Origin of the sequence: Paraburkholderia phymatum (assembly GCF_040965635.1) — a bacterium.
Taxonomy (GTDB): domain Bacteria; phylum Pseudomonadota; class Gammaproteobacteria; order Burkholderiales; family Burkholderiaceae; genus Paraburkholderia; species Paraburkholderia phymatum_B.
The window spans coordinates 202974-228713 of record NZ_JBFRCH010000005.1 but is presented as its reverse complement, the minus strand read 5'-3'; the positions used below and the strand labels follow the sequence as shown (position 1 = coordinate 228713).

The window sequence follows — 25740 nt, the reverse complement described above, 5'->3', positions numbered from 1 at the left end:
TGCGGGACCGGGGGCGATATCGACGTCAGTTGAAAAAATGCCGGGAGGCGCCTGAAATCTCAGGCGCTCAGCCAAGCAGCCCCGCCTCGCGCAGCGCGTCGCGGACTACGTCGTGGTAGCGCGCGTCGAGCGGCGTGAGGGGCAGACGAATGCCGCCCTTGACGCGGCCCAGTTGCTGCAAGGCCCACTTCGCCGGAATCGGGTTCGATTCGATGAAGAGGTTCTTGTGCAGCGAGAGAAGTTTCAGATGGATCTCGCGCGCCGTCTTCGCGTCGGCAGCAAGCGCGGCCTTGCACAGCTCGCTCATCAGACGCGGCGCGACGTTCGCCGTCACCGAGATGTTGCCGTGGCCGCCCAGCAGCATCAGCGCGATCGCCGTCGGATCGTCGCCGCTGTAAATGCCGAAGTGCGCCGGCGCCGCCTTGATCAGGTGAGCAGCACGGTCGATGTTGCCCGTCGCTTCCTTCACGCCGACGATGCCCGGCACGTTCGCGAGGCGCAGGATCGTTTCGTTCGACATGTCCGCGACCGTGCGGCCCGGCACGTTGTAGAGGATCACGGGCAGATCGACGGCTTCGGCGATCTTCGCGAAATGGCGGTAGATACCTTCCTGCGTCGGCTTGTTGTAGTAAGGCACGACCTGCAGCGTGGCATCGGCGCCCACTTTCTTCGACTGCTCGGTCAGCTCGATCGCTTCCGTCGTCGAATTCGCGCCCGCGCCCGCGATCACGGGGATGCGGCCGGCCGCCTGTTCGACGGCCGTCTTGACCATCAGCACGTGCTCTTCGACTGACAGCGTCGCCGATTCGCCGCTCGTGCCGACCACGACCAGCGCGTTCGTGCCCTCTTCGATATGCCAGTCGATCAACTTGCGGAAGGCCGGAAGATCGAGACTGCCGTCTTCGAGCATCGGGGTGATGATGGCGGGAATGCTGCCGCGAATCGCGACGCCGTCTTGCTGAGTGCCGTTAGCCATGAAACGCCATGAATTTGTTCAATAAACTGCGATTGTAGCGGATTAACCGGTCAAATCGTAACGCGGGGGAAGACCCGTACTATCCGTGTTGAGCGATCTGTCCGGCTCGCGAATCGCGCAGATCCGCTGGACGTAGGCGGGACGCGGTTCCGCGAGGAAACCGTCCTGAAATGCAACGACACGTAACTTTCCGCGCACCGCGCCGAGCAGCTCGCCGGGCGCGAGCAGAAATGCGGGGTTCGACGGCTTGCCGACGGCTTCGTTGCCCCGCGCGAAGGTTTCGTAGATCAGCACGCCGGCGGGCGCCAGCGCGTCCAGCAATTGGGGAAAGAGCGGACGATGCAGATAGTTGGTCACGACGACGGCCGCGAAGCGCACGCCAGCGGCAAGCGGCCATGGGCAGTTTTCGATGTCGGCGGCGAGCGTCGTGATGCTGCAAACGCCGTCCATCGTGGCCAGTGCGGCCGCATCGCGGTCGATGGCCGTCACGGGATGGCCGCGCGACGCGAAAAAACGCGCATGGCGCCCTGCGCCCGACGCCACGTCGAGCACCGCGCCGCCGCCTTCCACCAGATGTGCCCAGCGCTTCACCCAGCGCGACGGCTCGCCGATGGCCACATGGCTTGCGCAATTCACGCCGGGAAGCTCGCTGCTCATCGTCCGCCTGTCGCTGGCATCAGGTGTACGCGAGGCCCATCGCCTCGCGCACGTCGCGCATCGTCTCCGACGCGAAACGGCGCGCCTTGTCGCAGCCGTCGGCGACGATCGCGCGCAGCAAGGACGGATCGTCCATGTACTTCTGCGCGCGTTCGAGCATCGGCTGCTGCTCGCGCAGGATGCCCTCGATCACCGGCTGCTTGCATTCCAGGCAGCCGATGCCCGCCGAGCGGCAACCCTTCTGCACCCAGTCGTGCGTGTCCTTGTCGGTGTAGACCTGATGCAGCTGCCACACCGGGCACTTGTCGGGATCGCCCGGGTCGGTGCGGCGCACGCGCGCCGGATCGGTCGGCATCGTGCGGACTTTCTTCGTGATCGTCTCCGCGTCCTCGCGCAGACCGATCGTGTTGCCGTACGACTTCGACATCTTCTGGCCGTCGAGGCCGGGCATCCGCGACGCTTCCGTCAACAGCACCTGCGGCTCGACGAGGATGATCTTGCGCGAGCCTTCGAGATAGCCGAACAGACGCTCGCGATCGCTCATCGACAGGCTCTGCGACTCCTGCAACATCGCACGGGCCTGCTCGAGCGCTTCATCGTCGCCTTCCTGCTGATACGCGTTGCGCAGCTCGTGATACAGCTTCGAGCGCTTGCCGCCCAGCTTCTTCGCAGCTTCCAGCGCCTTCTCTTCGAAGCCCGGCTCGCGGCCGTACAGATGGTTGAAGCGGCGCGCGAGTTCGCGCGTCATCTCGACGTGCGGCACCTGGTCTTCGCCGACGGGCACGAGCGACGCGCGGTACAGCAGAATGTCGGCCGCCATCAGCACGGGATAGCCGAGGAAGCCATACGTGGACAGATCCTTGTCCTTCAGCTTCTCCATCTGCTCCTTGTACGTCGGCACGCGTTCGAGCCAGCCGAGCGGCGCGCTCATACCGAGCAGCAGCGACAGCTCCGCATGCTCGGGCACGCGGCTCTGGATGAAGAGCGTTGCCTGCGCCGGATCGATGCCCGATGCGAGCCAGTCGATCAGCACTTCCCACACGTTCTTTTCGATCACGTCGGGCGTTTCGTAGTGGGTCGTCAGCGCATGCCAGTCGACCACGCAGAAAAAGCACGGATACTCGGACTGCAGGCGCACCCAGTTTTTCAGCACGCCGTGATAGTGGCCGAGGTGCAGCGAGCCGGTGGGCCGCATGCCGGAGAAGATACGGTCGGGGTACATGGTTTTGGATTAGAAAAGCGAAACGAGAGGAGTCAGGATAGCCGTGACGGCTTCATAGCCGATATTGACGAGCGGACGCAGCCAGAAGCGCGTCAACGTGCCCGTCATCACAAGCGCCATCACGATGAAAAAGCCATACGGCTCGAGGCGCGCCAGCATCATCGCCGGACGCACGGGCAGCAGCGCCGTCAGCACGCGTCCGCCGTCGAGCGGCGGCAGCGGAAAGAGATTGAGCACGCCGAGCACGAGATTCACGCCGACGCCCGCGGCCGCCATGCGCGTGAAGAATGGCTCGTCGACGTGCATGAGGGCGAGCGACACGCCGAACACGCCCCACACGAGCGCCTGAACGAAGTTGCACACCGGGCCCGCGAGCGCGACCCACAGCGAGCCCCAGCGCGGATTGCGCAGATTGCCGAACGCGACGGGCACGGGCTTCGCGTAGCCGAACATGAACGCGCCGCTCGTGGCGAAGTAAAGCAGCAGCGGAATGAAGATCGTGCCGAGCGGGTCGATGTGGCGCATTGGATTGAACGACACGCGCCCGAGCACGTAAGCGGTGTTGTCGCCGAGCATGCGCGCGACGTAGCCGTGCGCAGCCTCATGCAGCGTGATCGCGAAGATCACGGGGAGCGCGTAGACGACGATGGTCTGTATCAGGGAGGAATCCATATTGCTCTATTGTAACAACGCCGTCTTGCGGCCCTGTCGGCTTTCGCTCATGTAACGATCAGGCCGTCTCTTCGAGACCGAACGGCGCGAGAGAGCCGCGCCCCGCTCGCACCAGCACGGGCTCCTCGCCCGTCAGGTCGATCACCGTCGATGGCTCGCACGGGCACGCGCCGCCGTCGATCACCAGATCGAGCTGTTTTTCGAGCCTTTCGCGGATTTCCTCCGGATCGTTCAGCGGCTCCGTTTCGCCCGGCATGATCAGCGTCGAGCCGAGCAGCGGCTGGCCGAGTTCTTCGAGTATCGCAAGCGTGATTGCGTGGTCCGGCACGCGCAGGCCGATCGTCTTGCGCGACGGATGAGACAGGCGGCGCGGCACTTCCTTGGTCGCCTGCAGCACGAACACGTAGGGGCCGGGCGTCACCGATTTGATCAGACGGTATTGGCGGTTGTCGACGATCGCGAAGTTCGCCAGCTCGGACAGATCGCGTACGAGCAGCGACAGCAACTGCCGCTCGTCGATGCCGCGGATGCGCCGCACGCGGTCGACAGCGGTCTTGTTGTCGAGCTGGCACGCGAGCGCATAGCTGGAATCAGTCGGCAGCGCGACCACGCCGCCGCTTTCGATGACCTGGGCCGCCTGCTTGATCAGACGCGGCTGCGGATTGTCCGGATGTAGCCGAAAGTATTGGGACATGATGTCGGTCAGGAAGTCGGGGAACAGCGACAGCGTATTCACGCAGCGCGCGTGCCCGCGCGGGCGCGAATTCAGAGCTTACAGCCAACGTTCCCAGACTGGCTTCAGATCCGACGGCAGCGGCGGCAGGCCGCCCAGTTCGACGCGGCCTTCACCCGCCGCATGGAAATCGGACCCGCGCGATGCCTCGAAGCCGAAGCGACGCGCGACGTCCGCATATTCGCGGTATTGATCAGGCGTGTGGCTTCCCGTGACGACTTCGATCGCCTTGCCGCCGAGATCAATGAACTCGGCGAACAACGCGTCGAATTCGGTCGGCGTGTATGCGTAGCGGCCTGGGTGCGCGATCACCGCTTCGCCGCCCGCAGCCTTGATCCACCTGATGGAGTCGGCGAGCTTGGACCAGCGATGCGGCACATAGCCCGGCTTGCCTTCGCCGAGAAAGCGCGAGAACACATCCTGCGTATCCTTCGCGTGGCCCTGCTCGACCATGAAGCGCGCGAAATGCGTGCGCGAGATCATGTCGGGATTCGACACGTATTTCAGCGCGCCTTCATACGCGTCGGGAATGCCGAGCGTGGCCAGCTGATCGCCGATCGCTTCGGCCCGCGCGGCGCGCCCGTTGCGCGTGCGATAGAGCCCGTCGAGCAGTTCCTTGCAGGCGGGATCGACATGCAGGCCGACGATGTGAATCGTGCGCGACGCCCATGTGACCGAGATCTCGACGCCGTCCAGATACTGCATGCCTAGCGCCTCGGCAGCCTCGCGCGCCTCCGCCTGACCACCCACTTCGTCGTGATCGGTCAGCGCCCACAGCGTCACGCCGCCCGCATGCGCGCGGCGCGCGACTTCGGCGGGCACAAACGCGCCGTCGGACACAGTGGAATGGCAATGCAAGTCGGCGTTCATCGTCGTATGGATAAGCTGAACGTCTCATTCTACTGCAACGCAGTAAGCAAACGCAGAGGAATCAGCGGCCCGATCCGCGACTCGCGCTACGCGCAAAAGCCTTCGATCAGCGCGGCAACCCGCTCGGGCTGATCGTGATGGACCATGTGGCCCGCATCGTCGACGAACGCTTCGCGCCAGTCGGCAAACGCGCGGAAGCGCGCCTTGAATTCGTCGAGCGGAATGTCGCCCGCCAGCACCGGGAGCGTCGGCGATGCCGTCGCTTCCACGTGCAGTACCTTCGCGCGCACGTTCGCCCAGACGGCCATCACTTCGTCGAGCCGGTACAGCAGCGGCCCGCGAATCTTGTGCGCAGGATCGGCGAGCAGCACGTAGCCGCCCTTGCCGTCCGGCTTCGACCAGTGCTGCGCGAGAAAACGCGCGCGTTGCGGGGCCAGTCGCGCGTTGGTCTTGATGAGGCGCGCGGCGACATCGTCGAGTGTCGCGTACGGGCGCAGCGACGGTGGCTCGCGCAATTCGTCGAGCCAAGTCGCGAGACGGCGCGGCAATTGCGATGCCTTCGACGGCGCGAGCCCGAACCCTTCCAGGTCGACCACGCGCCGCACCCGCTCCGGCCGCACGCCCGCGTACAGACAGACGACGTTCGCGCCCATGCTGTGCCCGACGAGATTCACTTCGCCCGTCGGCGCGTAGTGATCGAGCAGCGCGTCGAGGTCGGCCAGATACTCCTGGAACCAGTAGTGACCGCCGCCTTTCCCCGCGACGGGCCAGTCGGACAGCCCGAAACCGCGCGCATCGGGCGCAATCACCTGCCAGTCGCCGGCGAGCGCATCGACGACGAACTGAAACGATGCCGCGACGTCCATCCAGCCATGCAGCATGAAGAGCATCGGCGCATCGGGGTTGCCCCAGCGGCGCACGTGCAGGCGCACGCCGCGCACGGTGACGAATTCGGAAACGGAGGGATTCAAAGGACGATCCATGGGGCGGCCTGAAAAGAATGATCGTTCGATTATATCGAGATAGCCAGGCCGCCGCGTGCGGGCGAGTGGAAGTCCGCTTCAGTCGTCGTCGCGCGGCTGCGCTTCGAGGCCGGCCAGCGCCGCCAGTTCCGCCTCTTCAAAGCCGGCGCTGCGCCGCGCTTCAAAATTGAAGGGCCCGCGCAATTTCGGCGCGCGATAGTCATCGGACAGACGCAGATAAGTCCGATGCGCATCAACGCCCGCCTCGTCGCACAGATGCCGGAACCAGCGATTGCCGATCAGCACATGGCCGATTTCGTCGCGCAGGATCACGTCCAGAATCGCCGCCGACGCATGATCGCCCGCCTGTTGCAGCCGCGCCCGGATCGGCGGCGACGCATCGAGTCCGCGCGCCTCCAGTGTGCGCGGCACGAGCGCCATGCGGGCGAGCACGTCGCCACGCGTGCGCTCGCACATGTCCCACAGGCCGTCGTGCGCCGGGAAGTCGCCGTACGCGTGACCGAACTCCGCGAGCCTCGCGGACAACAGCGAAAAGTGATGCGCTTCCTCCGACGCGACCTTCATCCAGTCGACGTAAAACGCCTCCGGCATGCCGCTGAAGCGCCACACGGCGTCGAGCGCAAGATTGATCGCGTTGAACTCGATATGCGCGAGCGCGTGCAGCAACACCGCGCGCCCTTCCGGCGACTGCATGCTGCGTCTGCCGAGCTTGCGCGGCTCGACGAGTTCGGGACGCGCGGGACGCCCGGGCAGCCCGACTGGCTCATCCAGCACCCGTTCCGGCGACACGGCCGCCGTACTGCCCTGCACGCGCGCATAGAGGGCCTGCGCCGCGGCTGCCTTCGTCGCGGGCACGCGCTCGCCCAGCAGGGCCAGCGCTTCGGTGCGGGCGCAAATCGGGGCATCGGTACGGGCGGAATCGGGGGAATGCATGGCGCGTTACGAAAGCGATACGTGAAAAAGGGAGGACAGCGATGCCGCCACGGCTTGGCGCGCGGGCTTATTGCACAACCGTTTACAATACGCGATCCGACCATGCAGCGCGGGATGCCGCCATCGCGCGCAACTGCCGCACCGGCCGCCGATGCGCGGCGGCAAGGCGTCCGACGACCGAGGAGACACTGTGGCAATCTACAAGCTGGGGGACGCAGCCCCGATCATTCACGAAAGCGTGTTCGTCGCAGACACGGCGACCATCATCGGTAAAGTAACGATCGAAGAGAACGCGAGCGTCTGGTTCGGCGCTTCGATCCGCGGCGACAACGAGCCGATCACCATCGGCACGGGCACCAACATTCAGGAAGGCGCCGTGCTGCATGCCGATCCTGGCTTTCCGCTGATGCTCGAAGCGAATGTGACGGTCGGTCATCAGGCGATGTTGCACGGCTGCACTGTGAAGGAAGGCGCGTTGATCGGCATCCAGGCTGTGGTCTTGAACGGAGCGGTGATCGGCCGCAATTGTCTTGTCGGAGCGGGCGCCGTCGTTACTGAAGGCAAGGTTTTTCCCGACAATTCTCTGATTCTCGGTGCACCCGCAAAGGTCGTCCGAGAATTGACTGAAGCAGATATCAAAGGCCTGCAGCGCATCGCCGATAATTACATCGAGCGCAGGGACTATTTCAAGGCGCAACTCGTCCGCATCGGCTAAGGCCTGCGGCACGACGCGTCAAGCGCGGACCTCCCACCGCGCGGTTCGACCGAGGAAAAGTTGTGAGTGATCAGTTGCAAAAATTCATGTTCAGCGCGGCGCCCGTTCGCGGCGAGATCGTTTCGCTGGCCAATACGTGGCAGGAAGTGCTGACGCGCCGGAGCTATCCCGCGCCCGTGCGGAACGTGCTCGGCGAAATGATGGCCGCGTGCGCGCTGCTGTCGGCGAATCTGAAATTCGACGGCACGCTGATCATGCAGATTTTCGGCGACGGCCCCGTGAAGATGCTCGTCGTGCAATGCAATTCGGACCTGTCGATGCGCGCGACCGCGAAGTTCGCGGGCGACGTCGCGCACACGATCGCCGACGATCTCACGCTCGTCGATCTCGTCAATGCGGGCGGCCATGGCCGCTGTGTGATCACGCTCGATCCGAAGAGCAAGACGCCCGGCCAGCAGCCGTATCAGGGCATCGTGCCACTGTCGGGTTTGGATGGGCCGCTGAAGTCGATGGCGGAAGTGCTCGAGCACTACATGCGCCATTCGGAACAGCTCGACACGCGTCTGTGGCTCGCGGCGAACGACCAACGCGCGGTCGGCATGCTGCTGCAGAAACTGCCCGGCGACGGCGGCATCGTCCCGCATCCCAGCGAAATCGACGCCGATACGTGGAATCGCCTCTGCACGCTCGGCGGCACGCTGTCGACCGACGAACTGCTGGGCGAAGAACCCACCACGCTGTTCCGGCGCCTGTTCTGGCAAGAAAACGTCCAGCATTTCGAGCCGGCGAGAACGCGCTTCGAATGCACGTGCTCGCGCGAAAAAGTCGGCCGCATGCTGAAGATGCTGGGACGCGAGGAAGTGGACAGCGTGATCGAAGAGCGCGGTCACGTCGAGATTCATTGCGAGTTCTGCAATCAGCGGTATGAGTTCGACCCCGTCGACGTGGCGCAGCTTTTCGTCGCGAGCGGGCTCTCACAGGGAGTGGCGCCGGCCGCCGACCAGCGGCATTGAGCCGGAACAGACTGCGTCGCCGCAAGCCGCTCTCGCCGGCGAGCGGCGCAGTATCATCGGACATTGGCGGTTGCCTGATTATCGAAAGCGCTGATAGCGGAATTGCTTAGGCATCCGATCGATGGAGGTCGAAATGAATACCCTTGCCCTGTTACTCGCCGCTCGTCCATTCCGGATGTCCGCGCTTGCGCTTGTTGCCAGCGCTATCGCTTTGTCCGGCTGCATGATGGACCCGCCTGGTCCGTCGCCGATTTACAGCCGCTTGCCCGCCGACCAGTCAGGCGTCGCGGCGACTGCGCATCCGCTCACGCCGGAAGAGCGCGCGCGTTACGACGCAATCGACAGGCAGGTGATGATCGAGCAAAACGAGGCCATGGCCGCCGATGCCGCTGCGCAGGCCTGGTCGCGCTACGCCGCGCCCCCCGTCACTGTCTACGGCAGTTACTCCAGCGGCGGCTGGGGACATGGCTGGGGCACGGGCATCGGCTATGGGTACGCGCCGGGCTGGGGTTGGGGCTGGTAATACACCCCTTGAACTGACTTGAACTGACTGCTTGCGTGAACGGGCGCAACCCGTCCCGCTCGATCGACCAGCACGATCAAAAACAAAAGGCGCGGTTCATGACGAACCGCGCCTTTTTCGTTGCAACCGCACCGCCTTCTCGTCACGCCGCGCCGGACATCAACCCGGCTTCTTCTCCTTTGCATCCTTTTTCGAGTGCTTGCGATCTGGCTTCGCGCGCGATTCCGGGTTCGGCACCACGCGCAACGGCGCGCCCGTGATCTGCCCGCGCGTCGACGTATTCGATTGCGCGGCGCTCGAAGCGGACAGCGGCGCGTTCGGCGACACGAACTGCACGAACACTTCGCTGTCCTTGACCATGCCCATTTCGTAGCGGGCACGCTCTTCGACGGCGGCCGAGCCGTTCTGCAGATCCTGCACTTCGCCCTGAATGCGCTCGTTGCGCGTCTTCTCGTCGGCGTTCTTTTTCAGCTGCTGCGCGAGTTCCTGTTGCAGCTCGTGAACGCGCAGCCAGCCGCCATGGCCCCACCACAGCGGATATTGGATCAGCACCAGCAGGACGAGCAGAACGACGGTGACGAGCCGCATGAATTGAATTGCAGGGTGGAATACGAGCCGCCCTGCGCTGTACGCAGGGCGGCAAGGGTGAGTCAGTAGCGAAGCATAACCGTTTTAACGGTTATTGAGACAAATTGTTGACGGCAAGCGTCACTCTCGCGCGTCGACCTGTCTCGAAGGGTGCCGATCGGGCGTCGTTCAACGCAGGTTGTAGAACGCCGACTTGCCCGGGTAGCTGGCGATATCGCCCAGATCTTCCTCGATGCGCAGCAGCTGGTTGTACTTCGAGATACGGTCGCTGCGCGACAGCGAGCCCGTCTTGATCTGACCGGCGTTCAAGCCGACCGCGATGTCCGCGATAGTCGAATCTTCCGTTTCGCCAGAGCGGTGCGAAATCACGGCCGTGTAGCCCGCGCGCTTGGCCATTTCGATTGCCGCGAAGGTTTCCGTCAGCGTGCCGATCTGGTTGATCTTGATCAGGATCGAATTCGCGATGCCCTTTTCGATGCCTTCCTTCAGGATGCGCGTGTTCGTCACGAACAGGTCGTCGCCGACCAGCTGGATTTTCTTGCCGAGCTTGTCGGTGAGCAGCTTCCAGCCTTCCCAGTCGCCTTCGTGCATGCCGTCTTCGATCGAGACGATCGGGAACTTGTCGGCCAGCGTGGACAGATAGTCCGTGAATTCCGCCGACGACAATTGAAGGCCTTCGCCCGCCAGCTGGTACTTGCCGTCGTGGTAGAACTCGCTCGCTGCGCAGTCGAGCGCGAGCAGCACGTCTTCACCGGCGCGGTAGCCGGCCTTCTCGATCGCCTGCAGGATGGTCGACAGGCACTCGTCGTTGCTGCCGAAGTTCGGCGCGAAGCCGCCTTCGTCGCCGACTGCGGTGCTCATGCCGCGGTCCGACAGGATCTTCTTCAGCGCGTGGAACACTTCGGCGCCGCAGCGCAGCGCTTCGCGGAACGTCGGCTGGCTGACGGGGACGATCATGAATTCCTGGATATCCAGGCTGTTGTTCGCGTGCGCGCCGCCGTTGACGATGTTCATCATCGGGACGGGCAACTGCATCGCGCCCGAGCCGCCGAAATAGCGGTACAGCGGCAGGCCGGCTTCTTCAGCGGCGGCCTTCGCGACGGCCATCGACACGGCCAGCATCGCGTTCGCGCCCAGGCGCGACTTGTTGTCGGTGCCGTCCAGCTCCAGCAGCGTCTTGTCGAGGAATGCCTGCTCGGAAGCGTCGAGACCCATGATCGCTTCGGAGATTTCAGTGTTGATGTGCTCGACGGCCTTCAGCACGCCCTTGCCGCTGTAGCGGCCGGCTTCGCCGTCGCGCAGTTCGATCGCTTCGCGCGAGCCCGTCGATGCGCCCGACGGAACGGCCGCGCGGCCCATCGTGCCCGATTCGAGCAGCACGTCGCATTCGACGGTGGGGTTGCCTCGCGAATCGAGAATCTCGCGACCGATGATATCTACGATAGCACTCATGGTTTCCTCTGAAATGACGATGAATTCTTAAGGTGAGACGTCCGGTTCAGTTGGACTACTCGCGTCCGGACGCGTTCGACGACCATCGGGTTGGTGCGCGCGGGCCACGCCTGATCATGGCGAAGCTCGCGCGCCCGCGCATCAGTTGAAATTGAAATCGCTCTCGAGGAACGGCGTGCGCTTCACGGCCTGATCGAGCGTCATCAGCGTCTCGAGCAGGTCGGCCATGCGATGCAGCGGCACGGCATTGGGACCGTCCGACTTCGCTTCGGCCGGCCTCGGGTGCGTTTCCATGAATAGACCCGCGACGCCCGTCGCGACGGCCGCGCGCGCCAGCACCGGGACGAACTCGCGCTGGCCGCCCGAACTCGTGCCCTGCCCGCCCGGGAGCTGCACCGAATGCGTCGCGTCGAACACGACGGGCGCGCCCGTTTCGCGCATGATCGCGAGCGAGCGCATGTCCGACACGAGGTTGTTATAGCCGAACGACACGCCGCGCTCGCACGCCATGAAGCGGTCTTCCGACAGACCGGCTTCACGCGCCGCATCGCGCGCCTTGTCGATCACGTTCTTCATGTCGTGCGGCGCGAGAAACTGGCCCTTCTTGATGTTGACGGGCTTGCCCGAACGCGCGCACGCATGGATGAAATCAGTCTGACGGCACAGGAACGCGGGCGTTTGCAGCACATCGACCACCGATGCGACCGGGCCGATTTCTTCTTCCGAGTGAACGTCGGTCAGAACGGGTACGCCGAGCTGACGCTTCACTTCGGACAGAATGCGCAAGCCCTCATCCATTCCAAGACCGCGAAACGACTTGCCGCTGCTGCGATTGGCCTTGTCGTAAGAGGACTTGTAGATGAACGGAATCTTCAACTTTGCGCAGATTTCCTTCAGCTTGCCGGCCGTGTCGATCGTCATCTGTTCGGATTCGACGACACAGGTGCCCGCGATCAGGAAAAACGGCTTATCGAGGCCGATTTCGAAATCGCCCAGTTTCATACTTGCTCCTCGACGCTCGCTTCGCGATGCGCGCGCGCCGCTTCGACGAACGCCTTGAAAAGCGGATGGCCGTCGCGCGGCGTCGACGTGAATTCAGGGTGGAACTGGACGCCGACGAACCACGGGTGCATCGAACGCGGCAGTTCCATCATTTCCGGCAGATCTTCGCTCGGGGTATGCGCGCTGATGATAAGGCCGCCGGTTTCGAGCTGGGGCACGTAGCGGTTATTGACCTCATAACGGTGACGGTGGCGCTCGTTCACGTCCTTGCCGTAGATCTCTTCGGCCATCGTGCCCGGCTTGATCGGGCAGCGCTGCGAGCCGAGGCGCATCGTGCCGCCCAGATCGGATTCTTCCGTACGCTTCTCAACCTTGCCTTCGCGGTCGTACCACTCGGTGATCAGCGCGACGACGCGATGCGGCGTAGCCGGGTCGAACTCTGTGCTGTTCGCATCCTTCAGGCCCACGACATCGCGTGCGAATTCGATCACGGCCAGCTGCATGCCGAGGCAGATGCCGAGATACGGCACCTTCGCTTCGCGTGCATAGCGGATCGCCTTGATCTTGCCTTCGGTGCCCCGACGGCCGAAGCCGCCAGGCACGAGCACGGCATCGAGATGCCGGAGGCCGTCGACACCGTTTTCTTCCAGCTCTTCAGAGTCGATGTATTCGATGTTGACGCGGGTCGACGTATGGATCGACGCATGGCGCAGCGCCTCGATCAGCGACTTGTACGACTCCGTCAGTTCGACGTACTTGCCGACCATGCCGATCGTCACTTCGCTCTTCGGGTTCTCGAGCTTCTCGACCATTTCCGACCAGATCGACAGATCCGCAGGCTTGGCCGACAGCTTCAGCTCTTCGCAGATCAGTTCGTCGAGGCCCTGGTCGTGCAGCATCTGCGGAATCTTGTAGATGCTGTCGACGTCCCACACCGAGATCACGGCGTCTTCCGGCACGTTCGAGAACATCGAGATCTTTGCGCGCTCGTCGTCGGGGATGCGGCGGTCGGCGCGGCACAGCAGCACGTTCGGATAGATACCGATTTCGCGCAGCTTTTGCACGCTGTGCTGCGTGGGCTTGGTTTTCAGTTCGCCCGCGGTGGCGATGAACGGAACCAGCGTCAGGTGCACGAAGCACGCGCTGTTGCGGCCGAGGCGCAGGCTCATCTGACGCGCGGCTTCGAGGAACGGCAGCGATTCGATGTCGCCGACCGTGCCGCCCACTTCGACGATCGCGACATCCGGCTCGCCGCACGTCGCGGATGCCGCGCCGCGCTCGACGAATGCCTGGATTTCGTTCGTGATGTGGGGGATGACCTGAACCGTCTTGCCGAGATAGTCACCGCGGCGTTCCTTGCGGATCACCGATTCGTAGATCTGGCCCGTCGTGAAGTTATTGGCCTTGCGCATCTTCGTGCTGATGAAGCGCTCGTAGTGGCCGAGGTCGAGGTCCGTCTCAGCGCCGTCTTCCGTCACGAACACTTCGCCGTGCTGAAACGGGCTCATCGTGCCGGGGTCGACGTTGATGTAGGGATCTAGCTTGAGGAGGGTGACTTTCAGACCGCGCGATTCGAGGATCGCGGCGAGGGAAGCGGCGGCAATACCCTTGCCGAGGGAAGAAACTACGCCGCCGGTGACGAAAACATATTTGGTCATCGCTGGATGCTCGCGGGAAAAACGGATTATACCCGAACGTGCCGTTTCAGCCCAGCCTGAGGCGGCTCCCTCGCACCCGATCGAACGTGCTTTTTGACGCATCCGCGGCATCGCTCCCGATATGCGGATCGGGACTTTGCGCTTCGCCCGCTTTTTGGTTTTCTCTTGCTTTTTCGTGAGCTTGCCGCGCGGTGTTTCAGCAACGCTCGACAACCTTCGGCAATGTTCAGCAGCCCTCAGTCCAGCTCGCGCAGCAGCCGCTGCACGGCACGCGCCGTCTCCAGCGGCCGCTCCATCGGGAAAAGATGACTTCCTTCGATCCACTCGAAGTGGTCGCCCGTCAGCCGCCGCGTCGCATGCAGACCGGCCTGCCGCACCTCCAGCGAGCGCGTCCCGGCCACGAACCCGACGGGCACGGGCGCGCCCCGCGCGAGGCGGCTTCCGGACGTGTGCGGCAACGTCCGGTAGATCAGGTATTCCGTCTGCCGGTCGAAGGCCAGTTCGCGCGTGCCGTCCGCGGAGACCTGCGGAATGCCGAACTCGATGTAGTCGGACAGCACCCGCTCGTCCCACCGCGCGAACGCCGGCTTCGCGTGAAAGTGGCGCCACGCTTCGTCGCGGCTGGCCCAGCGCGTGCGCCGCTTGCGCGTCGCCGCGGCCGGCGACAGCCTTTCGTCGAGCCCCGTCCACTGCGACACGCGCAGCATGCTGCTCTGCCAACCCGCGATCACGGGCGAATCGAGCATCACTACGCCCCGCACCCACTGCGGCTTTTTCAGCGCCGCCTTCAGCGAGAGATAGCCACCCAGAGAATGCCCGACCAGCCACACCGGATTCTCATAAGAACGCTCGATGTCATCCAGCAACTCTTCGACGAGATGCGGCCAGTCGCGCGTCACGGGATAGCGCGCGTCGTGTCCGATCCGCTCGATGAATCGCAACTCGTAGTCATCTGCCAGCTCCGCGAAGATCGTCCGATACGTGGACGCCGGAAACCCGTTTGCATGTGAGAAATGGATGATGTTTTTCAAGCGCTGCCCCCTCCGTTTTAGTTCGTTTTAGTTCGTTCTAGTCCGTTCTCAATCGCGCCTTCATGGGCCGGTGATCGTGTCCATCCAGTACCGGCGATGCGTCTGCCGGTACCGCTCCAGCGACAACGTCGCGCCATCCGCCTCGATACGCGCGGCGCCATCGTCGTCGCTGCGCGAGAGTTCGATGCGTCGCGCTCGGTACCGCTCGTAGACGCCCAATTGGGGATGATGAAACCGGTTGCGATAGCCTACCTGAAATACCGCAATGGACGGCTCGATCGAGTCGAGGAACGGCTCGGTCGACGAAGTCCTGCTGCCATGATGCGGCACGAGCAGAACCTGCGCGCGCAACGCCGCGCGGTCGCGCGCGAGCAGCGTGCGTTCGACGGGCGCTTCGATGTCCGCGGCCAGCAAGGCCGTCATCGGCATTCTCGCGGCGACGGGCATTTGAACGCGCGCGCCGTCATGAAGAGCGCCGGGTGCGCTCACGCGCAGCACGCAGCAATGCGCGTTCGGCTTGCCTTGCAACGGTCCCGGATCGGGCCACAGTATCGCGAAGTCGACGCCGTCCCATCGCCAGTGCTGGCCCGCCGCGCAGCGCACGGTTTGCGCCCCCGCCTGACGCGCCTGAATCCAGAGCGGATTGTCGGGCACGAGACCGGCCAGCAGTTGCCGCACGGCGATTGCGTCGAGCACGGCGGGCGCGCCGCCCGAATGATCGGAGTCCGCGTGGCTGATGACCAGCGCATCGAGCGTCGAAATGCCCGCCGACTGCAGATATGGCACGACGATGCGTTCGCCCGCATGCGTCGATTCGGGACCGGGGCCGGCGTCGAAAAGCAGCGTATGACGCGCCGTTTCGACGACGATCGACGAGCCCTGGCCGATATCGAGCGCCGTCAGGCGGAAGGTTCCGTCGGCGGGCGCGGACGACGCGGGCGCGAGCAGCGGCAGCCACGTGAGCGGAGCGGCCCAGCGCAACGGCCAGCCGGACGGCGCGAGAGACCACGCGACGCCGACGGCTGCCGACGCAATCGCCCACGCACCCGGCTGCGGCAATTGCCAGATCGTCCAGGCAGGCCCCGACAGCATGTGCAACGCGCTCGCGAGCCATTCGAGCAACCAATGCGCGAAGCGAAACGCGAACGCATCGAGCGGCGCCGGCAACGCAACGCCCGCAATCACAGCCGGCGTCACGAAGGCGCTGACCCAGGGAATCGCAAACGCATTCGCGACAGGGCCGATCAACGGAATCTGCGAGAAGAAGACCACCGTCAATGGCGCGAGGGCGACCGTCACCGCGAACTGCACGCGAGCGCCGCTGCGTATCCGTTCGATGGTTGCGCCGAGTCGCGAGCGCATGAAATCGGCGCAACGCGCGGCGATCGAACGCTCGCGCGCTTCATCCCGTTGCGGGTCCGATGGCTCGTTTCGAACGAGGCGCATCCGTGACGACATCGCGAACAGAATCGCGCCGACTGCGCAGAATGACAGCCAGAATCCCGCCGACACCACCGCCCACGGATCGACGAGCAGCACGAGCCCGAGCGCCCACGCGAGCACCATCGAAGGCGCGGCGCGCCTTCCGCCGACGTATGCGAGCGCAACGACGCACGCCATCCATAGCGAGCGCTGCGCGGGCACGTTGAAGCCCGCGAGCGCCGCATGAAACGCGGCGAACAAGGCTCCGCTCGCGATGGCCACTTTCTGCGCGGGCACGAAGAGCGGCCAGCTTCGCCCGATGAAAAACGAGCGGCGCCATAACGCACTCATCAGCCAACCCGCGAGTCCCGCGACAAAGCCGATATGCAAGCCCGAGATCGCGACCAGGTGGCTCGTGCCCGTGCGGCGCATCAAAAGCCAATCGGCGGTGCTGACGGCATCCTGGGCGCCGATCGCAAGTGCGACGACGATGCCGTAATGCGGCGCATCGCCCAACACGGCGGCAACGCGCTCGCGAATCGCCCATCGCCAGCGATCGATCACGATACCCACGCCGTTCGCCATGCCCCGCAGCCGCACGGCCTGCGACGGCGCGCTCACGTAGCCCGTCGCCCGAACGTCGCGCGCCAGCAGAGCCGCTTCGCCATCGCGCACGCCCCAGTTCGCATTGCCATGCGGACGCTTGAGGCGCACGTTCAGGCGCCAGCGCGAGCCGGGCTCGAGCGCGGGAGCCGGCGCGTCGTCCGCGATCCATGACAGTTGCAGCGTGCGGGGAAAGCGTTCGACGGGTGCATCGGCCGATTCGACCGAGAAGAGAAAGCGCGTGCCGTCCGCGCTGCGAGTCGGCAAGCCTTTGACCGATCCGCTCACGACGATGTCGCGCCCTTCCCACGCATGCGGCAACTCGAACGCAAGGCGCGTCTGCGCGCGCCACGACGCGTAGCCGAAGCCGATGCATCCGGCAGCGCAAAACACCGCGCACCATCCCGCACGGATCGTCCACGCGCCGCCGCGTCGAAAGCAGATGCACGCGATAACGATCAGCGCGCCAATGACGACCCAAAGCCCCAGCAACCCGAGCCATCCCGGCAGCGACGCCTGCTGCTGCAGCCACACGACGCCCAACGCAAATCCGCACCATACTGCCCGCATGCCACCTCCGCGCCTGATGCTCGCGTTACATCGCCGGGATACTAATCAGGAAGCCGAACTATCAACGGCGACAACCCCCAAACGCGAGCCAAACAGTAATTATGCAGAGTAAAGCGCGAGCCGCGGCAATGCGGCGTGCGCATTAGCCGTTGTGCCTATCGCAAGCTCGTTTTTGTCGATGCCGCGCTGCTCGGCGAGGATTGCGCCGATGGCCGGAATCTGATCCGGCGTGTTGCGCTGCCTGTAGAGCCATGCGGGCGCGATATCGGGCGCATCGGTTTCGACGACGAGCGCATCGAGCGGCAATTGCGCCGCGAGCCGGCGAATCTGCAATGCGCGCTCGAACGTCACGTTGCCGCCAAAACCGAGATGCATGCCGTGATCGATGAACGCCTGTGCCTGCTGGAAACTGCCGTTGAACGCATGCGCAATGCCACGATGCACCTGGTTGCGCCGCAAGCCCTTCAGCACCTGATCCTGCGATTTGCGCACATGGCAGATCACGGGCAGATCGAACTCGCGCGCGAGCTTCAGCTGCTCGTTGTAGTAGAACTGCTGGGTCTCGTCGTCGAGTCCGGGCACGAAATAGTCGAGCCCGATTTCGCCCAGCCCGACGAACAGCGGATCGTCGAGACTCGCCTCGATCTCCATGCGCAGCGCGTCGAGATCGGATGGCTGCGCCTGCGGCGTAAAGAGAGGATGAATGCCGAGCGCATACGCTCCGCCCTTCACGCGATGCGCGAGTTCACGCACCGTCGAGAAATTGCTACGCGCAATGCCCGGAATCACGAGCCGGCTCACACCTGCTTCGCGCGCCGCGTCCGCGACGGCGTCGCGGTCCGCGTCGAATTCCGAAGCGTCGAGATGACAGTGAGTATCGATCCACATGCGCGCAGCCTCGTGCCGATCGTGTCGGCCAGTGTCGAATGAAAACGCGGACGTCAGACGGGAACCGTCGGCTCCTCGTACAGCACGCCGTCGCGCAGACGCAAGGTCCGGTCGCAGCGCGCTGCCAGATCGGGATCGTGTGTGACGATCACGAAGCTCGTCGACAGCGTGTTCGACAGTTCCAGCATCAGGTTGAACACGGTATCGGCCGTGCCGCCGTCGAGGTTGCCCGTCGGCTCGTCGGCGAGCACGCAGGCGGGCTTCGTCACCAGCGCGCGCGCAATCGCGACGCGCTGGCGCTCGCCGCCCGACAGCTCGCCCGGTCGATGCTTCGCCCGATGCGCGAGCCCCACGCGTTCGAGCATGCCGAGTGCCTGGGCGCGTGCGTCCTCCGTCGTCATGCGGCGGATGCGCAGCGGCATCGCGACGTTGTCGAGCGCGCTGAACTCCGGCAGCAGGTGATGGAACTGATAGACGAAGCCGAGCGCGCGGTTGCGCAGATCGTTGCGCTCGCGCTCGGAGAGCTTCGTGAACGGCTTGCCCATCACTTCGACGTGGCCAGCGCTCGGGTCGTCGAGTCCGCCGAGCACGTGCAGCAGCGTGCTCTTGCCGGAGCCGGAAGCGCCGACGATCGCGAGCTTCTCGCCGCGCCGCACCGACAGCTCAGTGTTGCTCAATACAGGCACGTTCAGGCCGCCCTGGACGAACGCTTTCGAAATGCCCGTCGCTTCGAGCACATAAGGGTGCAAACCCGGATGCAAACCCGTCTCGTCAGTAGCCATCAGATTCTTGTTGGGACGATCATTCATAGCGCAACGCCTCCGCAGGACGGACCTTGGCGCCACGCCAGCTCGGATACAGCGTCGCGAGACACGACAGCACGAACGCGATCACGCCGATCTTGACGACATCGCCGGGGACGAGTTCGGACGGCAGTTCGCTGATGAAGTACACGGACGGCGGCAGGAATTGCACGCCGAGCACGTGCTCGATCATCGGCACGAGCCACGGAATGCTCCACGCGATCAGACAGCCGAGCGCGACGCCGAGGCCCGTGCCGACGAAACCGATCGTCATGCCCTGCACGACGAAGATCTTCATGATCGAGCCGGGCTGCGCGCCGAGCGTGCGCAGAATCGCGATGTCGGCCTGCTTGTTCGTCACCGTCATCACCAGCGACGACACGAGGTTGAACGCCGCCACCGCGATGATCAGCGTGAGGATGATGAACATCATGCGCTTCTCGATCTGCACCGCCGAGAACCACGTCTTGTTCTGCTGGGTCCAGTCTCGGATGTAGAGATCGCCGGACAGCGTGCGCGCCAGCTGATGCGCGACTTCCGGCGCGCGCTGCATGTCCTTGAGCCGCAGCCGCACGCCCGTCGGCGCGGGCAGACGGAAGAGCGCCTGCGCATCCTTGATGTTGACTAGCGCGAGCGTGCTGTCGTACTCGTAGTGACCGGACTCGAAGATGCCGACCACATTGAACTGCTTCAGGCGCGGCAGCATGCCCGCCGGCGTCATCGAGCCTTCGGGCGCGACCAGCGTGATCTTGTCGCCCGCCATCACGCCGAGGTTCGCCGCGAGATCCGCGCCAAGCACGATGCCGAATTCGCCGGGCTTCAGTTCGTTCAGGCTGCCCGCCTTCATCTCCTTGCCGATGTCCGACACTTCCGGCTCCACCGACGGCTCGACGCCGCGCAGCGCGACGCCGCTCACGGCGTCCTGGCGCGTCAGCAGCGCCTGCGCCTCGACATAGGGCGCCGCGCCGATCACTTCCTTGTTCTGCTTCGCCTCTTTCGCGGTCAGTTGCCAGTCCGGCATCGAGCCTGTCGGCGAAAAGATTTCGACGTGCGCGAGCACCGACAGCATGCGGTCGCGCACCTCCCTCTGGAAGCCGTTCATCACCGACAGCACGACGATCAGCGCGGCCACGCCGAGCGCGATGCCCGACATCGACACGAGCGCGATGAACGAGATGAAGCCGTTACCCGTGGTGCGTTTGCCGGCGCGCGTGTAGCGCCAGCCAATCTGCCATTCATATGGAAGTTTCAAGCGAGTCCTCTTCAGCGCGCTTGCGCTGTTCTGCATGGGCGAGACCTTCGTGCGCCGTGCGGAAAATCCGCTGCAAGCGCGAAAGCCGTGTCGATTGGGCGCGAATGACGGCCGATGGTTCCAGAACGCGGTTTGCGGCCGCTGCCTCATACGACGCATGCGCGGTGCCGGATTGTGCCGGGTCGTGCCCGATTCCAACGCTGCGCGCCCGGTCGCGCAATCATTGCGCGAATCGTACGCATTGGCGCACAAGTCGCCGTTTCCGTTCCCCGACATCGCGGATCAACGGGGCGAAGTTTGCCATACAATGCGCAGCATCATGAACGCCAACCGCCTGCACCTCCTCCTGCCCTTCGCGCTGCCCGCCGCGGCCGATGCGTCCACCGCGCTGCATTCCCTCGACATCCGGGCTCTCGACACACTGGTCGCCCGCGCGACGCTCGTCGAGCGCGTGATCGGCGAGGACTTCCAGCGCACGCTGCCGCACGAGCGCTGGGTCGCGCGCAGCTTCGGCGCGGTGCCCGCGGGAACGGCCGCCGCCGACGAGGCGCCGCTCGCGCCGTACATGTTGCTCGCCGACGGCGGCAATCCGGGCGACGCGACATGGGCCTGCGTGCAGCCCGTGCATGTGCGGATCGCGCACGACCATCTGGTGCTGATCGATCCCGCGTCGCTGGAACTGACCGACGACGATGCGCGTACGCTGCTCGGTGTCGCGCGACCGCTGATCGAGGAACTGGGCGTGCGCATCGAGGCGCCGCAGCCGTCGCGCTGGTACCTGTCGAGCGAGGCGTTCGGCACGCTGGCGGGTGCGTCGCCGCTGCGCGCGAGCGGCCGCAATATCGAAATCTGGCTGCCGCACGAAGCGCACACGGGCGAGCGCTCGCGCGCGTGGATGAAGCTGCAGAACGAAGTGCAGATGGCCTGGTTCGAGCACCCGGTGAACGAAGCGCGCGAGGCGCGCGGCCTGCCCGCCGTCAACTCGATCTGGTTCCATGCGCAAGGCGCGGCGCAGCCGGTCAAGAGCAGCTTTACGCGCGTGCTGTCGGATGCGGCGGCGACGCGCGGTCTCGCGCTCGCGGCAAAAGCGGCGACGGGCGCGCCGCCCGCGTCCTTCGACGCATGGCGTGCAAATGGCGCCAACGGCAGCGCGGCCGCCACGCTGATCGAACTCGATCCGTTCTCGGCGCCGTTCATCGAGCAGGACTGGGGCTGCTGGAACGACGCGTTCGCGACGCTCGAGCGCGACTGGTTCGCGCCCGCGCTGAACGCGTTGCAAGGGGGCGCGCTCGGCGAGCTCGGTCTCACGCTGTGCGGCGACACCGGCTCGGTGACGCTCGCCATCACGCGCGGCGATCTGCGCAAATTCTGGCGACGACGTCTTTTCGCGTCACTCTTTATCGAATGAACCGTTTTTCTGCGTACTCTTCTGCGCTTCTTCCTGGTCTCGCCGCATGACTCGAATCGTTACGCGCGCCTGCTCTCCCGCCGACGCCGAAGCTCTGATCCGCCACGGCCTGCATCCCGTCCTTGCGCGCCTGTACGCGTCGCGCGGCGTGTGCCTGCCCGATGAAATCGAAACCGGCCTCGCGCGCCTCACGCCGCCCGCGTCGCTCAAAGGCTGCGACATGGCGGCAACGCTGCTCGCCGATGCGCTCGAAGGCAAGCGTCGCATGCTCGTCGTCGCCGACTACGATTGCGACGGCGCGACGGCCTGCGCCGTCGCCGTGCGCGGCTTGCGGATGTTCGGCGCGCAGATCGACTACCTCGTGCCGAACCGCTTCGAGTACGGCTACGGCCTCACGCCGGAAATCGTCGCGCTGGCAGCGCAAGGTCCGGGCGGCCGGCCCGATCTGCTGATCACCGTCGACAACGGCATCGCGAGCGTCGATGGCGTCGAGGCGGCGAACGCGCTCGGCATCGACGTGCTCGTCACCGATCACCACTTGCCCGGCGACGAACTGCCGCCGGCGCGCGCGATCGTCAATCCGAACCAGCCGGGCTGCACGTTTCCGAGCAAGTGCATGGCGGGCGTCGGCGTGATGTTCTATGTGCTGCTCGCGCTGCGCGCGGAACTGCGCCGGCGCGGCGCGTTCGGCGACACGCGCCCGGAGCCGCGCCTCGACGGCTTGCTCGATCTCGTCGCGCTCGGCACGGTCGCCGACGTCGTCAAGCTCGACGGCAACAATCGCGTGCTGGTCGCGCAAGGCTTGCAGCGCATCCGCAACGGACGCATGCAGCCGGGCATCGCCGCCCTCTTTCGCGCGGCAGGCCGCGATGCGCGCAGCGCGTCGGGCTTCGATCTCGGCTTCGCGCTCGGGCCGCGTCTGAATGCGGCGGGACGGCTGTCGGACATGTCGCTGGGCATCGAATGCCTGACCACGGACGACGTCGGACGCGCATGGGAACTCGCGCAGCAGCTCGACACGATGAACCGCGAGCGGCGCGAAATCGAAGCGGGCATGCAGCAGCAGGCGCTCGACGATCTGTCGACGGTCGATCCCGCCGGCTCGACGACGATCACGCTCTTCAATCAGGCTTGGCACCAGGGCGTGATCGGCATCGTCGCGGGACGGCTGAAGGAAAAATTCCACCGACCGTCGTTCACCTTCGCGCCCGCAGACGTCAGCGGCGCGACCGTCAAGGGGTCGGGCCGCTCGATTCCGGGCTTCCATCTGCGCGACGCGCTCGATCTCGTGTCGAAGCGCGAGCCGGGGTTGATCCTGAAGTTCGGCGGCCATGCGATGGCGGCGGGCCTGACGATCGCGACCATGGATGTCCCGCGCTTTACGGCGGCCTTCGAGCGGGTCGGCCGCGAATGGCTGACCGAGGACGTGCTCGCGCGCACGGTCGAGACGGACGGCGATCTCGAAGATGCCTATTTCACGCCGCAATTCGTCGAGATGCTCGATGCAGCCGTCTGGGGACAGGGCTTTCCGGCGCCCGTTTTCTCGGGCGAGTTCGATGTGACGTCGCAGGCGCTGGTGAAGGACAAGCACCTGAAGCTGCAATTGATGCGCGGCCGGCAGCGCTTCAGCGCGATCTGGTTCAATCACACGCAGCCGTTGCCTGCGCGGACGGTGGTCGCCTATCGGCTTGCTGCTGATACGTGGAACGGCGTATCGCGGGTGCAGTTGATCGTCGAGCACGCGGTGTTGTAGGCCGGTAGCGGCGCCCGGCCGTCCGGCGCCTTGATCCGCTATAATTTTGGTTTTTGGTTGCGACGCTGTTTGTGGTTTTTGATGCCTTTGCGCCGGCATCCGCAATGCGGTTCGCCTTGCCCTGCGCGGGCATCCGCGTTTGCGCCTTCGCGGCGCGGGCGTTGCCCCTGTGCGGGGCGGCACTCACTTTCTTTGCCGCCGCAAAGAAAGTAAGCAAAGAAAGCGGGCTCACACCGCCAGTGCTTGACGATTACCCACGGGCCCTCAACGTCCCCGAGTTTCATACGGCAGTGTGCTGGCTTGCGTTCGTCGCCAACGCTCTGGCTAAGCGCCTGACCCGCTTCATGCACGCGTGACACGGCCGAGGGTATCGCTGTTCCAGCACCGCATGCCGGTAGTGAATGCAGGTTGCTGCGTCGTACAGGACGCCGCCCGCAGTACGCAGGCGCATCGCGTAGCGATGGTTTCCTGTGTGGCGCGAATGCCCGCACACAGTTTGCCGCAAAGGGGCGCGGGAACGTTCGGTGTCGCGGGCCGCAACGCGGGTGCATGAAGCGGGTGAGGCGTTCAGGTAGTGCGCTGGCAACGAACATGAGCCATGTGTGCTGCCGGCTGAAGGATGGGGACGTTGAGAGCCCGTGGGTAATACAGAGCACTGGCGGTGTGAGCGGCTTTCTTTTGCCTACTTTTCTTTGCCGCTGCAAAGAAAAGTAGGTGCCGCCCCGCACAGGGGCAACGCCCGCGCCGCGAGGCGCATCGCGGATGCCAGCGCAAGGGCAAAAAAACCGAATCAAGCGTCGCAGACAAAAAACCTTATTTATTACTAGTGGATCGACATGGAAGCGGAACGTCTCAACGCGATCGAAGCCTCTCTGGCCGACCTGCGCGCGCGCGCGGGCGAGCTACGGGGGTATCTTTGACTACGATGCCAAGGCAGTACGGCTGATCGAAGTCAACAAGGAACTCGAAGACCCGAACGTCTGGAACGACTCGCAGCACGCGCAGGCGCTCGGTAAGGAAAAGAAGCTGCTCGAAGGCGTCGTCGAGGTGCTGGGTTCGCTCGATAACGACTTGCGCGACACGAAGGATCTCTTCGACATGGCGCGCGAGGAAAACGACGAGGACACGCTCGTCGCGTGCGAAGAAGACGCCACGAAGCTGACGGCACGCATCGAAGACATGGAGTTCCGCCGGATGTTCTCGAATCCGGCCGACCCGAACAACGCGTTCATCGACATCCAGGCAGGCGCCGGCGGCACGGAAGCGTGCGACTGGGCGTCGATGCTGCTGCGCCAGTACCTGCGCTACTGCGAACGCAAGGGCTTCAAGGCCGAAGTGCTCGAAGAATCGGAAGGCGACGTCGCGGGCATCAAGAGCGCGACGATCAAGGTCGAAGGCGAATACGCATACGGCTTCCTGCGCACCGAAACAGGCATTCACCGCCTCGTGCGCAAATCGCCGTTCGACTCGTCGGGCGGCCGTCACACGTCGTTCTCGTCGGTGTTCGTGTATCCGGAAATCGACGAGTCGTTCGAAATCGAAGTCAATCCGGCCGATCTGCGCATCGACACGTACCGCGCTTCGGGTGCAGGCGGTCAGCACATCAACAAGACCGACTCCGCCGTGCGTATCACGCACATCCCGTCGGGCATCGTCGTGCAGTGCCAGAACGACCGCTCGCAGCACCGCAACCGCGCCGAAGCGATGGCGATGCTGAAGTCGCGCCTGTACGAAGCCGAAATGCGCAAGCGTCAGTCGGAGCAGGACAAGCTCGAAGCGGGCAAGTCGGACGTGGGCTGGGGCCACCAGATCCGTTCGTACGTGCTCGACAACAGCCGCATCAAGGATCTGCGCACCAACGTCGAAATCAGCAACACGAAGAGCGTGCTCGACGGCGATCTCGACGCGTTCATCAGCGCAAGCCTGAAACAGGGCATCTGAGCGCAACGGGCGCGGCGCACTCCGCCGCGCCGAATTTTTTGACCGCCCGTGCGCCCACGCCTTGAAGGCGCG

At 64.7% G+C, this 25740-nt stretch carries 24 protein-coding genes; 7 read left to right on the top strand and 17 right to left on the bottom strand.

The window, feature by feature from the left end:
* Positions 1–67: 67 nt before the first annotated feature.
* The 8 genes from dapA to AB4Y32_RS12710 all read right to left on the bottom strand — a co-directional run bounded on the left by dapA (position 68) and on the right by AB4Y32_RS12710 (position 7046).
* On the bottom strand, positions 68–976 hold the full coding sequence (gene dapA, locus AB4Y32_RS12745; protein WP_368721680.1) for a 4-hydroxy-tetrahydrodipicolinate synthase: 909 nt from the start codon (positions 974–976) through the stop codon (positions 68–70).
* A gap of 42 nt (positions 977–1018) precedes the next feature.
* Positions 1019–1633, bottom strand: a complete 615-nt coding sequence (locus AB4Y32_RS12740) for a class I SAM-dependent methyltransferase (protein WP_368721679.1) — start codon at positions 1631–1633, stop codon at positions 1019–1021.
* A gap of 19 nt (positions 1634–1652) precedes the next feature.
* Positions 1653–2855, bottom strand: a complete 1203-nt coding sequence (locus AB4Y32_RS12735) for a tryptophan--tRNA ligase (RefSeq protein WP_368721678.1) — start codon at positions 2853–2855, stop codon at positions 1653–1655.
* Positions 2856–2864: 9 nt separating this feature from the next.
* Positions 2865–3527 carry a site-2 protease family protein gene (locus AB4Y32_RS12730; protein WP_368721677.1) on the bottom strand — a complete coding sequence of 221 codons (663 nt, stop codon included), beginning with the start codon at positions 3525–3527 and terminating at the stop codon, positions 2865–2867.
* A gap of 58 nt (positions 3528–3585) precedes the next feature.
* Entirely contained in the window at positions 3586–4221 is a 636-nt protein-coding gene (locus AB4Y32_RS12725; RefSeq protein ID WP_368721835.1) for an L-threonylcarbamoyladenylate synthase, read from the bottom strand.
* A 78-nt stretch (positions 4222–4299) separates the two neighbouring features.
* On the bottom strand, positions 4300–5130 hold the full coding sequence (locus tag AB4Y32_RS12720) for a 3',5'-nucleoside bisphosphate phosphatase (RefSeq protein WP_368721676.1): 831 nt from the start codon (positions 5128–5130) through the stop codon (positions 4300–4302).
* Positions 5131–5216: 86 nt separating this feature from the next.
* Positions 5217–6101 carry an alpha/beta fold hydrolase gene (locus AB4Y32_RS12715; RefSeq protein ID WP_368721675.1) on the bottom strand — a complete coding sequence of 295 codons (885 nt, stop codon included), beginning with the start codon at positions 6099–6101 and terminating at the stop codon, positions 5217–5219.
* A 90-nt stretch (positions 6102–6191) separates the two neighbouring features.
* Entirely contained in the window at positions 6192–7046 is an 855-nt protein-coding gene (locus tag AB4Y32_RS12710; protein ID WP_368721674.1) for a ferritin-like domain-containing protein, read from the bottom strand.
* A 190-nt stretch (positions 7047–7236) separates the two neighbouring features.
* Between AB4Y32_RS12710 and AB4Y32_RS12705 the strand changes: the two genes are divergently transcribed.
* From AB4Y32_RS12705 to AB4Y32_RS12695, 3 genes are all read left to right on the top strand, one after another.
* Complete coding sequence (locus AB4Y32_RS12705; protein ID WP_368721834.1) at positions 7237–7761, top strand: gamma carbonic anhydrase family protein; 525 nt, start codon at positions 7237–7239, stop codon at positions 7759–7761.
* Between the two features lie 62 nt (positions 7762–7823).
* Positions 7824–8774: an Hsp33 family molecular chaperone HslO gene (gene hslO, locus AB4Y32_RS12700; protein WP_368721673.1), complete on the top strand. Its 951-nt coding sequence runs from the start codon at positions 7824–7826 to the stop codon at positions 8772–8774.
* 175 nt (positions 8775–8949) lie between these two features.
* Positions 8950–9297, top strand: coding sequence for a hypothetical protein (locus tag AB4Y32_RS12695; RefSeq protein WP_368721833.1), 348 nt, complete (start codon positions 8950–8952; stop codon positions 9295–9297).
* A gap of 159 nt (positions 9298–9456) precedes the next feature.
* On the opposite strand, the gene ftsB is transcribed toward AB4Y32_RS12695, so the two are convergent.
* The 9 genes from ftsB to AB4Y32_RS12650 form a co-directional block, all read right to left on the bottom strand.
* On the bottom strand, positions 9457–9885 hold the full coding sequence (gene ftsB / locus AB4Y32_RS12690; RefSeq protein ID WP_090864899.1) for a cell division protein FtsB: 429 nt from the start codon (positions 9883–9885) through the stop codon (positions 9457–9459).
* A gap of 168 nt (positions 9886–10053) precedes the next feature.
* Positions 10054–11337, bottom strand: coding sequence for a phosphopyruvate hydratase (gene eno, locus AB4Y32_RS12685; RefSeq protein ID WP_368721672.1), 1284 nt, complete (start codon positions 11335–11337; stop codon positions 10054–10056).
* A gap of 141 nt (positions 11338–11478) precedes the next feature.
* Positions 11479–12339, bottom strand: coding sequence for a 3-deoxy-8-phosphooctulonate synthase (gene kdsA / locus AB4Y32_RS12680; RefSeq protein ID WP_368721671.1), 861 nt, complete (start codon positions 12337–12339; stop codon positions 11479–11481).
* Positions 12336–13997 carry a CTP synthase gene (locus tag AB4Y32_RS12675; protein WP_368721670.1) on the bottom strand — a complete coding sequence of 554 codons (1662 nt, stop codon included), beginning with the start codon at positions 13995–13997 and terminating at the stop codon, positions 12336–12338. The genes kdsA and AB4Y32_RS12675 overlap by 4 nt, the downstream gene beginning before the upstream one ends.
* 236 nt (positions 13998–14233) lie before the next feature.
* On the bottom strand, positions 14234–15028 hold the full coding sequence (locus AB4Y32_RS12670; protein WP_368721669.1) for an alpha/beta fold hydrolase: 795 nt from the start codon (positions 15026–15028) through the stop codon (positions 14234–14236).
* Positions 15029–15088: 60 nt separating this feature from the next.
* Positions 15089–17623 (bottom strand): DNA internalization-related competence protein ComEC/Rec2, encoded by a 2535-nt coding sequence (locus AB4Y32_RS12665; protein WP_368721668.1) that lies wholly within the window; start codon positions 17621–17623, stop codon positions 15089–15091.
* Positions 17624–17722: 99 nt separating this feature from the next.
* Positions 17723–18511: a TatD family hydrolase gene (locus AB4Y32_RS12660; RefSeq protein WP_368721667.1), complete on the bottom strand. Its 789-nt coding sequence runs from the start codon at positions 18509–18511 to the stop codon at positions 17723–17725.
* 53 nt (positions 18512–18564) lie between these two features.
* Entirely contained in the window at positions 18565–19320 is a 756-nt protein-coding gene (lolD, locus tag AB4Y32_RS12655) for a lipoprotein-releasing ABC transporter ATP-binding protein LolD (RefSeq protein WP_439899779.1), read from the bottom strand.
* Positions 19313–20566 (bottom strand): lipoprotein-releasing ABC transporter permease subunit, encoded by a 1254-nt coding sequence (locus AB4Y32_RS12650; RefSeq protein WP_368721666.1) that lies wholly within the window; start codon positions 20564–20566, stop codon positions 19313–19315. The genes lolD and AB4Y32_RS12650 overlap by 8 nt, the downstream gene beginning before the upstream one ends.
* A 307-nt stretch (positions 20567–20873) precedes the next feature.
* Between AB4Y32_RS12650 and AB4Y32_RS12645 the strand changes: the two genes are divergently transcribed.
* From AB4Y32_RS12645 to prfB, 4 genes are all read left to right on the top strand, one after another.
* Positions 20874–21974 (top strand): regulator, encoded by a 1101-nt coding sequence (locus AB4Y32_RS12645; RefSeq protein WP_368721665.1) that lies wholly within the window; start codon positions 20874–20876, stop codon positions 21972–21974.
* Positions 21975–22020: 46 nt separating this feature from the next.
* Positions 22021–23727 carry a single-stranded-DNA-specific exonuclease RecJ gene (recJ, locus tag AB4Y32_RS12640; protein ID WP_368721664.1) on the top strand — a complete coding sequence of 569 codons (1707 nt, stop codon included), beginning with the start codon at positions 22021–22023 and terminating at the stop codon, positions 23725–23727.
* A gap of 53 nt (positions 23728–23780) precedes the next feature.
* A complete protein-coding gene (locus AB4Y32_RS12635; protein WP_368721663.1) occupies positions 23781–24083 on the top strand; it encodes a hypothetical protein in 303 nt (100 codons plus the stop codon).
* A 480-nt stretch (positions 24084–24563) separates the two neighbouring features.
* A protein-coding gene (gene prfB, locus AB4Y32_RS12630; protein ID WP_368721662.1) for a peptide chain release factor 2 occupies positions 24564–25668 on the top strand; the annotation gives its coding sequence in 2 pieces (ribosomal slippage) (positions 24564–24644 and positions 24646–25668; 1104 coding nt in all).
* Positions 25669–25740 lie beyond the last annotated feature (72 nt).

Coding starts and splice junctions, on each gene's coding strand:
- dapA (WP_368721680.1), bottom strand. CDS start 976: ATGGCTAACGGCACTCAGCAAGACGGCGTCGCGATTCGCGGCAGCATT.
- AB4Y32_RS12740 (WP_368721679.1), bottom strand. CDS start 1,633: ATGAGCAGCGAGCTTCCCGGCGTGAATTGCGCAAGCCATGTGGCCATC.
- AB4Y32_RS12735 (WP_368721678.1), bottom strand. CDS start 2,855: ATGTACCCCGACCGTATCTTCTCCGGCATGCGGCCCACCGGCTCGCTG.
- AB4Y32_RS12730 (WP_368721677.1), bottom strand. CDS start 3,527: ATGGATTCCTCCCTGATACAGACCATCGTCGTCTACGCGCTCCCCGTG.
- AB4Y32_RS12725 (WP_368721835.1), bottom strand. CDS start 4,221: ATGTCCCAATACTTTCGGCTACATCCGGACAATCCGCAGCCGCGTCTG.
- AB4Y32_RS12720 (WP_368721676.1), bottom strand. CDS start 5,130: ATGAACGCCGACTTGCATTGCCATTCCACTGTGTCCGACGGCGCGTTT.
- AB4Y32_RS12710 (WP_368721674.1), bottom strand. CDS start 7,046: ATGCATTCCCCCGATTCCGCCCGTACCGATGCCCCGATTTGCGCCCGC.
- AB4Y32_RS12695 (WP_368721833.1), top strand. CDS start 8,950: ATGTCCGCGCTTGCGCTTGTTGCCAGCGCTATCGCTTTGTCCGGCTGC.
- ftsB (WP_090864899.1), bottom strand. CDS start 9,885: ATGCGGCTCGTCACCGTCGTTCTGCTCGTCCTGCTGGTGCTGATCCAA.
- eno (WP_368721672.1), bottom strand. CDS start 11,337: ATGAGTGCTATCGTAGATATCATCGGTCGCGAGATTCTCGATTCGCGA.
- kdsA (WP_368721671.1), bottom strand. CDS start 12,339: ATGAAACTGGGCGATTTCGAAATCGGCCTCGATAAGCCGTTTTTCCTG.
- AB4Y32_RS12675 (WP_368721670.1), bottom strand. CDS start 13,997: ATGACCAAATATGTTTTCGTCACCGGCGGCGTAGTTTCTTCCCTCGGC.
- AB4Y32_RS12665 (WP_368721668.1), bottom strand. CDS start 17,623: ATGCGGGCAGTATGGTGCGGATTTGCGTTGGGCGTCGTGTGGCTGCAG.
- AB4Y32_RS12660 (WP_368721667.1), bottom strand. CDS start 18,511: ATGTGGATCGATACTCACTGTCATCTCGACGCTTCGGAATTCGACGCG.
- lolD (WP_439899779.1), bottom strand. CDS start 19,320: ATGAATGATCGTCCCAACAAGAATCTGATGGCTACTGACGAGACGGGT.
- AB4Y32_RS12645 (WP_368721665.1), top strand. CDS start 20,874: ATGCGCAGCATCATGAACGCCAACCGCCTGCACCTCCTCCTGCCCTTC.
- recJ (WP_368721664.1), top strand. CDS start 22,021: ATGACTCGAATCGTTACGCGCGCCTGCTCTCCCGCCGACGCCGAAGCT.